The sequence below is a fragment of the Caballeronia sp. LjRoot29 genome (assembly GCF_964252755.1).
Taxonomy (GTDB): domain Bacteria; phylum Pseudomonadota; class Gammaproteobacteria; order Burkholderiales; family Burkholderiaceae; genus Caballeronia.
Window position 1 is genome coordinate 450,344 of record NZ_CAXUPU020000001.1, and the last position, 12,972, is coordinate 463,315.

Here is a 12,972-nt window from a genome sequence, read left to right on the forward strand (position 1 = left end):
AAACGAAAGACGCGCAAAGGGGTTCTGATCGGTGTTTACCCGTGCTTTCGATACCAAAGCAGATAGGTCGCGACAAGAACGACCATGAAGGCCAGCCCATAGACAAGCGTCATGCGGAATTCGCTCGTGAAGGCGGTGGTGATCATGATCGCCGCCATCAAACCCGCGCCGAGCAAACTGCCGAACGGATGCAGGACCATCCGGAAAGACAGCGCTGGTCCGTCATATCGAGCGCGGAAAAACAGGTGCGTGACGAAGATCATCAGCCAGGCGAACATCGCGCCGAAGATGGCCAGCGACATCATCAAACCGAACGCCATCGCCGGCCAGAACGCCGTCAGGATGGTGGCCAACGCAATCCCACTCGTCGATAACGACAGCGCCGCCGTCGGCACGCCGTTCGCGCTCAGGCGCCCGAAGCGCGCCGGGGCGTAACCGGCCCGCGAGAGGCTGAACATCATGCGCGTGGTGATATAGAGCTGGCTATTCATGGCGGAAAGCGCGGCGATCAGCACCACGAAGTTGATCACGCCCGCAGCGTACGGAACGTGCGTCGCGGCCATGACCTTGACGAATGGGCTTTCGTCGGTGCTGGCCTGCGTCCAAGGAACGATCGCGAGCATCAACGCCAGTGTCAGCAGATAGAACAGCACCAGCCGGAATACGGTCGATCGAAACGCCCGCGCCACGGCGCGCTGCGGATCACGCGCTTCGCCGGCCGCGACCGCGATCGTCTCGATGTTCAGATAACTGAAGATGGAAACAATGACCGCGAACCACATGCCCCTCACGCCGTGCGGAAAGAACCCGCCGTGCGCCGTGAAGTTATTCAGCCCGACGCCGGACGACACCGGCGCGCCGTACACGAACACCGCCCCGAGCAAGATGAACGCGACGATCGCCACGATTTTCAGCATCGAAAACGCGTATTCGATCACGCCGTACACCTTGACGCTAGCGGCGTTCACGCCGATCAGCGCGGCGGAAAAACCGACGATCCAATACCAGCCCGGGACGTTCGCGAACCAGTACTTCATGAACACGGCGACCGCGCTGACCTCGGTGCCGACCGCGAACACGACGGCCGACCAGTACGCGTATCGCACGAGATAACCCGCCAGCGGCCCGATATAAAACTCCGCGTACGCGCCGAACGACCCGGACGTCGGATGCGCAACGGTCATCTCGGCGAGCGCGCCCATCAGCAACAACGCGATCAGCGCACCGATCGCGTAACTCACCAACACGCTCGGCCCGGCGAAATCGATCGCGAAACCGCTGCCCAGAAAAAGCCCGGTCCCAATCGCCCCGCCGATAGCAATCATCGACATCTGCCCGGCGGTCAAACTCCGGTGCAGCCCCTTTTCCCGTTCGACGATGGTCTCGAACGATCCACGTTTAAAGCTCAAATCAACCTCTTGAAGTCAATATCCGCAACGAATGCGGACGCAAAAAAGCGAGGCGGCGCGGGAAACTTCCCCGCGCCGCCTCGCCGATGATGACACACCTCAAGCGCGTGTCACCTGACTTCAGTCATCGCTTCCAACCTGGTCACTCAACCTCGACCGCTTCCGGATTCGGATTGCGCGGCACCGGGCTTTCGTCGAACGTGAGCGCGACCTTGTCGTCCTCGTCCACGTCCACCGTTACACGCCCACCCGACATCAGCTTGCCGAACAGCAACTCGTCCGCCAGCGCACGACGAATCGTGTCCTGGATCAGGCGCTGCATCGGCCGTGCCCCCATCAGCGGATCAAAACCGTGCTTCGCCAGATGCGCGCGCAAGCCATCGGTGAAGACCGCGTCGACCTTCTTCTCATGCAACTGATCTTCCAGTTGCATCAGGAACTTGTCGACCACCCGCATGATGATTTCTTCATCGAGCGAGCGGAAGCTGATGATCTGGTCCAGACGATTCCGGAACTCAGGCGTGAACATCCGCTTGATATCGGCCATTTCGTCGCCGGTTTCCCGACGATTCGTGAAACCGATTGCCGACTTCTGCATCGCTTCGGCGCCCGCGTTCGTCGTCATGATGATAATGACGTTGCGGAAATCTGCCTTGCGACCGTTGTTGTCGGTCAGCGTGCCGTGATCCATGACCTGCAGCAGCACGTTGTAGATATCCGGATGCGCCTTTTCGATTTCGTCGAGCAACAGCACGCAATGCGGCTTCTTCGTGACGGCTTCAGTCAGCAAACCACCCTGATCGAATCCGACATATCCCGGCGGCGCGCCAATCAAACGGCTGACCGCATGACGCTCCATGTACTCGGACATGTCGAAGCGGAGCAATTCGATACCCAGCGTGAACGCCAGTTGCTTCGCCACTTCCGTCTTGCCGACACCCGTCGGACCCGAGAACAGGAATGCGCCGATTGGCTTGTCCGTCTTGCCGAGACCTGCCCGCGCCATCTTGATGGCGGCGGCCAATGCATCGATAGACGGGTCCTGGCCAAACACCACGCTCTTCAGGTCGCGATCCAGCGTTTGCAACTTGCTGCGATCGTCCTGCGACACGCTTTGCGGCGGGACACGCGCGATCTTCGAGATGATCTCTTCGATCTCGTTCTTGCCGATAGTCTTCTTCTGCTTCGACTTCGGCAGGATGCGTTGCGCTGCGCCCGCTTCGTCGATTACATCGATAGCCTTGTCCGGCAGATGACGGTCGGTGATAAAGCGCGCCGACAATTCAGCAGCCGCGGACAACGCACCCGACGAATATTTCACGCCGTGATGCTCTTCGAAACGCGACTTTAGACCGCGCAAGATGGCGATGGTCTGCTCGACGGTCGGTTCGGCGACATCAACCTTCTGGAAACGACGCGACAACGCTGCGTCTTTTTCGAAGATTCCACGATATTCCGTGAATGTGGTCGCGCCGATGCACTTCAACTGGCCCGACGACAAAGCCGGCTTCAGCAGATTCGATGCATCCAGCGTGCCGCCCGACGCCGCACCCGCACCAATCAGCGTGTGAATTTCGTCGATGAACAGCACCGCGTGCGGGCGTTCCTTCAACTCTTTCAGCACCGTCTTGAGGCGTTGCTCGAAATCGCCACGGTATTTAGTACCGGCCAGCAATGCGCCCATATCGAGCGAATACACCTGAGCGTCCGCAAGAATGTCCGGCACTTCGCCGCGCGTGATGCGCCACGCAAGCCCTTCGGCAATCGCAGTTTTACCCACGCCTGCCTCACCGACCAGCAGCGGATTGTTCTTCCGGCGACGGCACAGCACCTGCACCACACGCTCGACTTCCAATTCGCGTCCAATCAGCGGATCGATCTTGCCGTCTTTCGCGAGCTGGTTAAGGTTCTGCGTGAACTGCGCAAGCGGCGTTTCCTTTTGCGCAGCCGCGTCTTCCGCTTCGGGATTCGCGTCGCTGCTTGCCTTCGCCGCGTCGCCCGTATTCGTCTTCGCAATGCCATGCGAGATGAAATTGACGACGTCGAGACGCGTCACGCCCTGCTGTTGCAGGTAGTAGACCGCATGTGAATCCTTTTCACCGAAGATGGCGACAAGCACGTTCGCGCCGGTCACTTCCTTCTTTCCATTCGATGTTGACTGCACGTGCATGATCGCGCGTTGAATCACGCGCTGAAAACCAAGCGTCGGCTGGGTATCAACATCGTCCGTGCCGGGCACGGTCGGGGTGTTGTCGTGAATGAAATTGCGCAGGTTTTGACGCAAATCTTCAATATTTGCTGCGCATGCGCGCAACACTTCAGCCGCGGTCGGGTTGTCCAACAAGGCCAGTAAAAGATGCTCGACCGTAATGAACTCGTGCCGCGCCTGACGTGCTTCCATAAACGCCATGTGCAGACTGACTTCCAGTTCCTGGGCAATCATGCTTCCTCCATCACACACTGCAGCGGATGACCCGCTTGCCTCGCGTGGCTAACGACTTGCTCAACTTTGGTCGACGCGATGTCCCGCGTATAGACCCCACAAACTCCCCTGCCTTCGCGATGAACCTTCAGCATGATTTGCGTCGCAGTCTCACGATCTTTATTGAAATGTTCCTGCACGACGAACACGACGAATTCCATCGGCGTGAAGTCGTCATTCAGCAGCACCACTTTGTACATGGACGGCTGTTTCAGCTTTTGTTCCTGCCGCTCCAGTACGGTGCCATCCTGCTTGTTGGGATTGATCGCCATACGCCCATTCTAAACAACTCGGACAGGCTCGCCATCTCGCCAAAACTCCGTTCGCCATATAAGCCGAAACGGTGTCGCCGCACACTTCGCGCAACCTGTCGCTTGCTGAATTCTGCCGGCCCTCGTGACACAGGCCAGCCCTCTTGAAACATCGTTGAATCCAGTATCGCACAGCTCTCAAAAAAACGAATTGTCCACCTGGCCGCGGCCCGACTTGGACGCTCAACCCGCTGCGACTGACTGGGTGACCCTTATAAGAATCGCTCAAGCGAATCAACCGTTCGAAGCAATCGTGCGGCCTGAACTGCGAGCCGCGGCGGTCAAGGGTAATAACCGCCTGCTGCCTGTACTCCTCATGTGCGTCGATTATGCGACTTTTCAAGATGGCGTGCTTGTGCGGCGGGATACGCGCAAAGCGGGAAAAACCCTTGAAATGAGGTCTTTACAACGTCTTTACGACCATCTCAAAATTTTCTTGACACTTGATTTAAGAGATTAAACAATCAAATTGGCACTTTTTTCCGAAGCGTTTCAGGTGAAGAAAGGCCGCGGTGAGCTTGTGAGGAGGGGGCGGTCCACATTGTGGGTTGCCAAGCTTTTCGAGCGTGCTCGTGGTAGCGACGAGAGTGAGAGGGGAAGTGATGTCAACTGGTACGGTCAAATGGTTCAACGACGCGAAAGGCTACGGATTCATCACGCCCGATGAAGGCGGCGAGGATCTGTTTGCTCATTTCTCGGCGATACAAATGAATGGTTTCAAGACGCTCAAGGAAGGCCAGAAGGTCAGCTTTGAGATTGTCCAGGGACCCAAGGGCAAACAGGCATCGAACATCCAGGAATCTGCTGCCTGACCGTTCGATAGCGCGCTGTCCTCGAAACCGGCCGCATGCCGTGACATCGTTCAGATAAACGTTTCTGCGTTATTCGACGGTCGAATGCAACGGCGGGATTCAACGGCCCGAACGCACTTGCGGTCGGGCCGTTTTTCATTGGGACCAAGCCGTTGATGAACCCGGCTAACTACGGTTGCTCGTGGTCAGGCCGAACCTTGCGCGGGCGCCCGCCTTTCTTGCCATTTTCTCGCGACGATGCGGCCTTCGCATCCGACTTGACCGAACCAGCGCGGCTTGCCAAGTGTTTCATCCAGACCTGTGAACCGTAGATCCCGTCGAAAAGCGCGGGCGCATACAAGTCCACGTCGAGTTTTGGGAAGTGCAAGCCCCAACCGGCTGGGGAAATCTCGATCATCTTCAGCTCGGCATCGCTTGCGCCGTCCAGCCCCTGGATCAGGGCAATCGGGACTGCGAGCGTTACACCGTTGTCGAATTCGACCTCTATCTTGGCGATGGAACGACGGTAGCGCGCCTTGACCGCGCAAGGTCCGACGCCTTCCCCACGCTTGCGGGCCGCTGCCATGGACTCAATGGTAATTGCCATGAATATTTCTCCAGGCTCCGCACAGGGTAGGTAGGGACGGCGCGATCAATTTCGCCGTGTGGCGGACGCCGGCATCGGAAACTTTTCCTTTGATGCCGCGTACATCGAGAGGGCCGTCCGGACAGTTCAGATCGAACACAATCTCAAACCCTGCCCTGCACGTGAACGTGAACGTGCGCCGGTCGATGATCTGCGGGGTATATGACCACTCTGAGCCCATTCAGTAGAAGGATGGTGGGCATGGGAAGATCATAAACCTAACCGCTAGGTTTTTTACGTCCGGCCTTTGCCATCGTCAAAAATTTACACTTCAGTTTTCTGACATTGCTCAGCGAACACCGGACTCTCCATCGAAGATCAGTTCACGCCGATCTCATGAAAAAACCCCAGTGAGTCAAACTCAACCGGGGCTTTCCTTGAAGATTTATCCGAACCTACATGTTTTCGATCAGCACCTGCCCAAATCCCGAGCACGAAACCTGCGTCGCGCCTTCCATCAAACGCGCAAAGTCGTATGTCACGCGCTTTGTCAGAATTGATGCTTCCATCGACTTGATGATGATGTCCGCCGCTTCGGTCCAGCCGAGGTGGCGCAGCATCATTTCCGCCGACAGGATTTCTGAGCCCGGATTCACGTAGTCCTTGCCCGCATACTTCGGCGCGGTGCCGTGCGTGGCTTCGAACATGGCCACCGAATCCGACATGTTCGCGCCCGGCGCAATGCCAATGCCGCCAACTTGAGCCGCCAGCGCGTCCGACACGTAATCCCCGTTCAGATTCAGCGTGGCGATCACATCGTACTCAGCCGGACGCAACAGGATCTGCTGGAGGAATGCATCGGCGATAACGTCCTTTAGCACAACGTCGCCGCCCTTCGGGCTCTTGATCTTCATCCACGGGCCGCCGTCGATAAGTTCCGCACCGAACTCCTTCTGCGCCAGCGCATAGCCGAAATCACGGAACGCACCTTCCGTGTATTTCATGATGTTGCCCTTATGCACGAGCGTGACGGTATTGCGATTATGGTCAATCGCGTACTGGATCGCCTTGCGAACCAGACGCTCCGTGCCTTCACGCGACACCGGCTTCACACCGATACCCGACGTGTCCGGGAAGCGGATCTTCGTCACGCCCATTTCTTCGCGCAGGAACTTGATGACCTTCTTCGCCTCTTCCGACTCGGCCGCCCATTCGATGCCGGCGTAAATGTCTTCCGAGTTCTCGCGGAAGATAATCATGTTGACCTTTTCCGGCTCGCGCACCGGCGACGGCACGCCCTTGAAATACTGCACCGGGCGCAGGCAGACATACAGGTCCAGTTGCTGGCGCAGCGCGACGTTCAGCGAACGGATACCGCCGCCAACCGGCGTGGTAAGCGGCCCTTTGATAGAGACGACATATTCCTTCAGCACGTCCAGCGTTTCATCCGGCAGCCAAACGTCCGGGCCGTAGACCTTGGTGGCCTTCTCGCCCGCGAAGATTTCCATCCAGTGGATCTTCTTTTTGCCTGCATAGGCTTTTTCCACCGCTGCGTCGACGACCTTGATCATCACCGGCGTGATGTCCACACCCGTACCATCGCCTTCGATAAAAGGGATGATCGGCCGGTCGGAAACGTTGAGCGAGTAATCCGCATTAACGGTGATCTTGTCACCGCCCGTCGGAACCTTGATGTGCTGATACGGCATGGTCGACTCCAAAGATGGCTGGGCTAGCTAAAACAGAAATGCACAGAATGCGTTCGGAAATTCGGCGAAAAGGCGGAGGAGCGAACGGTGGCCCGGCGATCAGCGCCAATACCGGCGCGGCGCCCGGGCGACCTGAACGGTATTCTAGCCCACGGTGCGCAGGGCTCGCCCGACCCCGGCTTCGCCGCAGTGCAACAAAACGGTGCACGCGTGCGCCGGTCAAAGACCGCCGGTTGATGCCGTTGTCATGATCAGCTACCGTACGATTCATGTCCTGATTTAAGTCTTATATCTTATATAAGAGTTGGGACTTGATGTTTCGGATTATGCATTAATATCGCGCCATTCGCCATAGGCGGATTGCCGCGCTGCGCTTGAGCGGTGCCTCGTTTTTATCGCGTTTTCCTCATTGATCCTCGCCATGCCGCTGCTTGCCCTTAACAAACCATTCGGCACGATCTGTCAATTTTCGCCGCACGAGAAACACCTCTCGCTGGGCGAATGGGTGAAGACGCCCAGCGTTTATCCGGCTGGCCGGCTGGATACCGACAGCGAAGGCCTGCTTCTGCTCACCGACGATGGCGCGCTTCAGGCGCGTATTGCCGAGCCTCGTCACAAGTTGGTGAAACGGTATTGGGCACAAGTCGATGGCGCACCCGACGCGGACGCGCTCAAGCGTCTGGCCGCCGGCGTTGACTTGGGGGATTTCGTGACACGTCCGTGCACCGTGCAGCGCGTTGAACCCGTTGAACGGGTAGACCAGCTTTGGCCACGTAATCCGCCTATTCGATATCGCGCCGCCATTCCGACCACGTGGATCGAACTGTCGATCACGGAGGGACGTAATCGGCAGGTGCGTCGAATGACCGCAGCCGTCGGATACCCGACACTGCGGCTGGTGCGCGTGGGTATCGGTGCGCTGGATATATTCAGTCTCGGACTTGCGCCGGGTGCATCGATGGAACTGGCGCCGCGCGCACCATGGAACGGCATTGGTTAACAAGCAACTGCGAAACAAGCAACTGCGAAACAAACGACGAAGCAACGACGCAACTGCGTTCAACTGAAACAAAAACATTACAAAATCGATTCGCCTTCCAAACGATTATCTCGGCACGATTCCCAAAAACACGTCAACGGACTTCCGGCATGCGGCGTTATTCGCTGCAGATGCCTTAAAACCGCCATCCGGCATTAGCGAAGGACCATAACACCGAGCCAACTTACGAAGGCTTTATGTAAGGTTAAAGCGCTCGCAGCGGGATCGAAGTTTGTTCGAATCCCCTGTCAACCAAAAGGTGGATGGCTCGTTTACCGTCATGACTCCATCGACCGGGTCACAAGGTTAAATCAAACTAAAGCTGAGGATTTACAACATGAACAAATTGATCGCTGCTCTCGTCGCTGGCCTGTTCGCAACGGCTGCATTTGCACAAGCTTCGGCTCCGGAAGCATCGGCTCCTGCAGCAGCTTCGACCGCTCACAAGGCAACCCACAAGAAGTCGACGCATAAGAAGGCTACGCACAAGAAGGCAGCTTCGGCTGCAGCCGCTTCGGCCGCGTCGGAGTAAGTTGGTAATAGATCGCGGTAACGCGACGCTACACCAAGCAGTGCTGCCGCAATAGCGGCATTGAAAGGCAGACACCTGTAAAGGTTTCTGCCTTTTTCTTTGAGTCGTCCGGTTATGTCAACGCGGATCCACGCACGCTCACACAGGCACTTTTTGTCGGCGTGCGCGCGCTCAAGTAACATGCGCCAGTCTTCACTGATTCTTCAGCTAACCGGCTTCATCTCACCAGGAGTTTCGCCGTGCGTCTTCCATGGCCCTCGCCCCGTTCGGTTTCATCGTTTGATCTTGGACGTCTAGTGCGCCGCGCGCTGGTTGCGTTTTCCGTTCCGCTCGTCTCGTTGATTGCAGTCGCGCCGATGGCGGCACACGCCCAACCGCTCGCGGCAGAGCCGGGACAAATGCCACCGGGTGCAAAAAAGCCCGCCGATTTTCCCCACACCAAACTCACCGCGGGCATGTATGTGATCGACGCCGCCGTTGCCGCGAACGATGCCGATCGCGAACAAGGCTTGATGTATCGCACGAAGCTCGAGCCGAATGAAGGCATGCTGTTCGTCTTCAATGAAACGGCCGTGCACTGTTTCTGGATGAAAAACACGTTGATCCCGCTGTCGATCGCGTTTATCCGCGCAGACGGGACCGTCACGGACATCGATGAAATGCAGGCCGAGACGGAAAACAACCACTGCCCGCGCAACAATGGCGTGTACGCGCTGGAAATGAGCAAGGGCTGGTTTGCATCGAAGGGAATTCAGCCAGGCATGCAGATCAAGGGGTTGCCTGCAGCGCAATAACGAGGGCCTCGAGCGCGGGGTGGTTGATCCCCCGACACGCCTCATCCGAAGCCGGCCGCCCGCTCATGCGCGCGCCGGCTTTTTCCTTTTCGCGGCTGAAGGTGCAGCCCCGGTCACGGCCCGGAATGCCGCCCGCGCGTCATCAAAGATTCATCTTTTTCGCGGAGCTGGCAAGAATCCTGCAAAGACCTTGTCGACGCGCTATCCTAATAAACCAGCGAAGCCGTCACACAAGCACGACAAAGCTTCGCTCCGGAGCCGCCGGCCGGGCCATCGTGCCCAGTCCGGGCTGCAAAGCTCCATCCAATCAACAGGAGGTTCAAGTGCCCCGCAAGACTCCCATCGACCGCTATCGGAATATTGGTATCAGCGCTCATATCGATGCCGGTAAGACCACCACCACCGAACGCATTCTTTTCTATACCGGTGTGAATCACAAAATTGGTGAGGTTCACAACGGCGCGGCCACGATGGACTGGATGGAGCAGGAACAGGAGCGCGGCATCACGATCACCTCCGCCGCTACCACGGCCTTCTGGAAAGGCATGGCGGGGAATTATCCGGAGCACCGGATCAACATCATCGATACACCGGGACACGTCGATTTCACCATCGAAGTGGAACGGTCGATGCGCGTGCTCGACGGCGCCTGCATGGTCTATGACTCGGTCGGAGGCGTCCAGCCGCAATCGGAAACGGTCTGGCGCCAGGCGAACAAATACAAGGTGCCGCGCATTGCGTTCGTCAACAAGATGGACCGCGTGGGCGCCGACTTTTTCCGCGTGCAGCGGCAGATCGGCGAGCGCCTGAAGGGCGTTGCCGTACCCATGCAGATTCCCGTGGGTGCTGAAGAACACTTCCAGGGCGTGATCGATCTCGTGAAGATGAAAGCGATCATCTGGGACGAAGCCAGCCAGGGCGTGCTGTTCGAATACCAGGAAATCCCCGATAACCTGCTCGCCACCGCCGAAGAATGGCGCGAGAAGATGATCGAGGCCGCCGCGGATGCCAATGAAGCGCTGATGGACAAGTACATCGGCGGCGAAGACATCAGCGAAGACGAAATCAAGGAAGCTATCCGGGCGCGCACGCTCAGGAGCGAAATCGTTCCCATGTTCTGCGGCAGCGCGTTCAAGAACAAGGGCGTGCAGGCCATGCTGGACGCGGTGATCGACTACCTGCCGTCGCCGGCGGACGTGCCCGCCATCAATGGCGTGGACGAGTACGACAAACATGCGGAACGTCATCCGACCGATGAAGATCCATTCTCGGCGCTCGCCTTCAAGATCATGACGGACCCGTTTGTCGGCCAGTTGATCTTCTTCCGGGTGTATTCGGGCGTGGTGAATTCCGGCGATACGGTCTACAACGCGATCAAGGAGAAGAAGGAACGGCTTGGCCGGATTCTCCAGATGCACGCGAACGAGCGTCAGGAAATCAAGGAAGTGCGCGCCGGCGATATTGCCGCGGCCGTGGGCCTGAAGGAAGCGACCACTGGCGACACGCTCTGCGATCCCGCTCATCCGATCATTCTCGAACGCATGATCTTCCCGGAACCGGTGATCTCCCAGGCCGTCGAGCCGAAGACGAAACCCGACCAGGAAAAGATGGGTATCGCGTTGAACCGGCTGGCGCAGGAAGATCCGTCGTTCCGCGTGCAGACCGATGAAGAGTCCGGCCAGACGATTATTTCGGGCATGGGCGAGCTGCACCTGGAAATTCTGGTGGACCGGATGCGCCGTGAGTTCGGCGTCGAAGCGACGGTTGGTAAACCGCAGGTGGCCTATCGCGAGACCATTCGTATTCCCGTTGAAGATATTGAAGGCAAGTTCGTCAAGCAGTCGGGCGGACGCGGTCAGTACGGTCACGTGGTGCTGAAGCTGGAACCGCAAAAGCCGGGTACGGGTTATGAATTCGTCGATGCCATCAAGGGCGGTGTCGTGCCGCGCGAATACATTCCGGCGGTCGACAAAGGTATTCAGGAAACGCTGAAAGCCGGTGTGCTGGCGGGGTATCCGGTGGTGGACGTAAAGGTGACGCTGACCTTCGGTTCGTACCACGACGTGGACTCGAACGAAAACGCGTTCCGCATGGCTGGATCGATGGCGTTCAAGGACGGCATGAGGAAAGCCAAGCCGGTACTGCTCGAACCGATGATGGCCGTGGAAGTGGAAACACCTGAGGATTTCATGGGCAACGTGATGGGCGATTTGTCGTCACGTCGCGGGATCGTGCAGGGCATGGAGGACATCGCGGGCGGCGGCGGCAAGATCGTGCGCGCCGAGGTGCCGCTGGCTGAAATGTTCGGCTACTCGACCACGCTACGCTCGCTCACCCAGGGCCGCGCTACGTACACGATGGAGTTCAAGCACTACGCCGAGACGCCGAACAACGTCGCGGAAGCCATCGTGAGCTCGAAGGGGAAGTAGGCGTTGCCGGATTCGGAAGCCCGAGTCGGTGACTGAGCGAAGTCCGTTGTCGCCTCCCGGCGGCGACGGACTTTTTGCTTTTTACCTGGGCGACTGCAGCGTAAATTGACGACAGCTTTCCCATGGATACACCTGCATACACGGAGACAAACACAATGAGCGATGAACACGATCATGAGCACGATCATGACCACGAGCACACCGACTGGCGCGAGAACGGCGTCAAGGTGATCAAGGGCGATCAACTCGATACCAACACCCCGCAGACGCCCGGAATGAATCGCGCGGCCGCTATCAACGCAGCGCGCGTGGGTGCGCAGAAAATCTGGGCCGGCACGGTGACGATCCATCCGAACGCGAAGACCGGCGCGCATCATCACGGCGCGCTGGAGAGCGTGATCTACGTCGTGCGCGGACAAGCGCGCATGAAGTGGGGCAATCATCTGGAATTTACCGCTGAGGCCGGGCCGGGCGATTTCATCTTCGTGCCGCCGTACGTGCCGCATCAGGAAATCAATGCGCTCACCGACGAACCGCTGGAATGCGTGCTCGTGCGCAGCGACAATGAAGCGGTGGTAGTGAATCTGACTATCGATGCAGTGGAGGAGCCTGAAGAGGTCTTCTGGGTCGATCCGATTCATAAGCATCCGCACGAGCATTGATCCGATTGCATGAGCAGATACATGCACGGAATTTTCTACCGCCTTGCCGCCGCACACCCCGCAAGCTTTGCCATAGTGTCGCGGCTGTCCCACGGCACGGGTAATTAATTGCCACGCGAAACGGCCGCCGGGAATCGGAACACTATTTGCTCCGCTAAACTGAAAGCTGAACGCGCCTCCGATTCCGCCGCTGCCACCGTCCTTTGCCGGGACGCGCAGTATCGTCGA

Annotated in this window: 12 protein-coding genes; 7 read left to right on the top strand and 5 right to left on the bottom strand. The window is 58.1% G+C overall.

Going from position 1 to position 12,972, the window contains the following annotated elements:
* Nucleotides 1–35: 35 nt before the first annotated feature.
* The 3 genes from ACSQ83_RS01990 to clpS form a co-directional block, all read right to left on the bottom strand.
* Complete coding sequence (locus ACSQ83_RS01990) at nucleotides 36–1,409, bottom strand: amino acid permease (RefSeq protein WP_436227057.1); 1,374 nt, start codon at nucleotides 1,407–1,409, stop codon at nucleotides 36–38.
* Nucleotides 1,410–1,551: 142 nt separating this feature from the next.
* Nucleotides 1,552–3,852 carry an ATP-dependent Clp protease ATP-binding subunit ClpA gene (gene clpA / locus ACSQ83_RS01995; protein WP_436227058.1) on the bottom strand — a complete coding sequence of 767 codons (2,301 nt, stop codon included), beginning with the start codon at nucleotides 3,850–3,852 and terminating at the stop codon, nucleotides 1,552–1,554.
* Nucleotides 3,849–4,163 (bottom strand): ATP-dependent Clp protease adapter ClpS, encoded by a 315-nt coding sequence (clpS, locus tag ACSQ83_RS02000; protein WP_031359828.1) that lies wholly within the window; start codon nucleotides 4,161–4,163, stop codon nucleotides 3,849–3,851. The genes clpA and clpS overlap by 4 nt, the downstream gene beginning before the upstream one ends.
* 124 nt (nucleotides 4,164–4,287) lie before the next feature.
* On the opposite strand from clpS, the gene ACSQ83_RS02005 reads away from it, so the two are divergent.
* On the top strand, nucleotides 4,288–4,662 hold the full coding sequence (locus ACSQ83_RS02005; protein ID WP_436227059.1) for a hypothetical protein: 375 nt from the start codon (nucleotides 4,288–4,290) through the stop codon (nucleotides 4,660–4,662).
* A 142-nt stretch (nucleotides 4,663–4,804) separates the two neighbouring features.
* Entirely contained in the window at nucleotides 4,805–5,014 is a 210-nt protein-coding gene (locus ACSQ83_RS02010; protein ID WP_031359827.1) for a cold-shock protein, read from the top strand.
* Between the two features lie 169 nt (nucleotides 5,015–5,183).
* Here ACSQ83_RS02010 and ACSQ83_RS02015 read toward each other — a convergent pair whose 3' ends face one another.
* On the bottom strand, nucleotides 5,184–5,600 hold the full coding sequence (locus ACSQ83_RS02015; RefSeq protein WP_436227060.1) for a DUF2442 domain-containing protein: 417 nt from the start codon (nucleotides 5,598–5,600) through the stop codon (nucleotides 5,184–5,186).
* Between the two features lie 434 nt (nucleotides 5,601–6,034).
* On the bottom strand, nucleotides 6,035–7,288 hold the full coding sequence (gene icd / locus ACSQ83_RS02020) for an NADP-dependent isocitrate dehydrogenase (RefSeq protein ID WP_436227061.1): 1,254 nt from the start codon (nucleotides 7,286–7,288) through the stop codon (nucleotides 6,035–6,037).
* 421 nt (nucleotides 7,289–7,709) lie between these two features.
* On the opposite strand from icd, the gene ACSQ83_RS02025 reads away from it, so the two are divergent.
* The 5 genes from ACSQ83_RS02025 to ACSQ83_RS02045 all read left to right on the top strand — a co-directional run bounded on the left by ACSQ83_RS02025 (nucleotide 7,710) and on the right by ACSQ83_RS02045 (nucleotide 12,744).
* Entirely contained in the window at nucleotides 7,710–8,288 is a 579-nt protein-coding gene (locus ACSQ83_RS02025; RefSeq protein WP_414969986.1) for a pseudouridine synthase, read from the top strand.
* Between the two features lie 376 nt (nucleotides 8,289–8,664).
* Nucleotides 8,665–8,859: a hypothetical protein gene (locus ACSQ83_RS02030; RefSeq protein ID WP_031359822.1), complete on the top strand. Its 195-nt coding sequence runs from the start codon at nucleotides 8,665–8,667 to the stop codon at nucleotides 8,857–8,859.
* Between the two features lie 239 nt (nucleotides 8,860–9,098).
* On the top strand, nucleotides 9,099–9,653 hold the full coding sequence (locus ACSQ83_RS02035; protein WP_414950953.1) for a DUF192 domain-containing protein: 555 nt from the start codon (nucleotides 9,099–9,101) through the stop codon (nucleotides 9,651–9,653).
* Nucleotides 9,654–9,976: 323 nt separating this feature from the next.
* Entirely contained in the window at nucleotides 9,977–12,082 is a 2,106-nt protein-coding gene (gene fusA / locus ACSQ83_RS02040; RefSeq protein WP_414950952.1) for an elongation factor G, read from the top strand.
* 155 nt (nucleotides 12,083–12,237) lie between these two features.
* Nucleotides 12,238–12,744 carry a cupin domain-containing protein gene (locus tag ACSQ83_RS02045; protein WP_436227062.1) on the top strand — a complete coding sequence of 169 codons (507 nt, stop codon included), beginning with the start codon at nucleotides 12,238–12,240 and terminating at the stop codon, nucleotides 12,742–12,744.
* The last annotated feature ends 228 nt before the right edge of the window (nucleotides 12,745–12,972 follow it).

Excerpts from the sequence above, each read along its gene's own strand:
- clpA (WP_436227058.1), bottom strand. The coding sequence starts at position 3,852 with ATGATTGCCCAGGAACTGGAAGTCAGTCTGCACATGGCGTTTATGGAA.
- clpS (WP_031359828.1), bottom strand. The coding sequence starts at position 4,163 with ATGGCGATCAATCCCAACAAGCAGGATGGCACCGTACTGGAGCGGCAG.
- ACSQ83_RS02010 (WP_031359827.1), top strand. The coding sequence starts at position 4,805 with ATGTCAACTGGTACGGTCAAATGGTTCAACGACGCGAAAGGCTACGGA.
- ACSQ83_RS02015 (WP_436227060.1), bottom strand. The coding sequence starts at position 5,600 with ATGGCAATTACCATTGAGTCCATGGCAGCGGCCCGCAAGCGTGGGGAA.
- icd (WP_436227061.1), bottom strand. The coding sequence starts at position 7,288 with ATGCCGTATCAGCACATCAAGGTTCCGACGGGCGGTGACAAGATCACC.
- ACSQ83_RS02025 (WP_414969986.1), top strand. The coding sequence starts at position 7,710 with ATGCCGCTGCTTGCCCTTAACAAACCATTCGGCACGATCTGTCAATTT.
- ACSQ83_RS02030 (WP_031359822.1), top strand. The coding sequence starts at position 8,665 with ATGAACAAATTGATCGCTGCTCTCGTCGCTGGCCTGTTCGCAACGGCT.
- ACSQ83_RS02045 (WP_436227062.1), top strand. The coding sequence starts at position 12,238 with ATGAGCGATGAACACGATCATGAGCACGATCATGACCACGAGCACACC.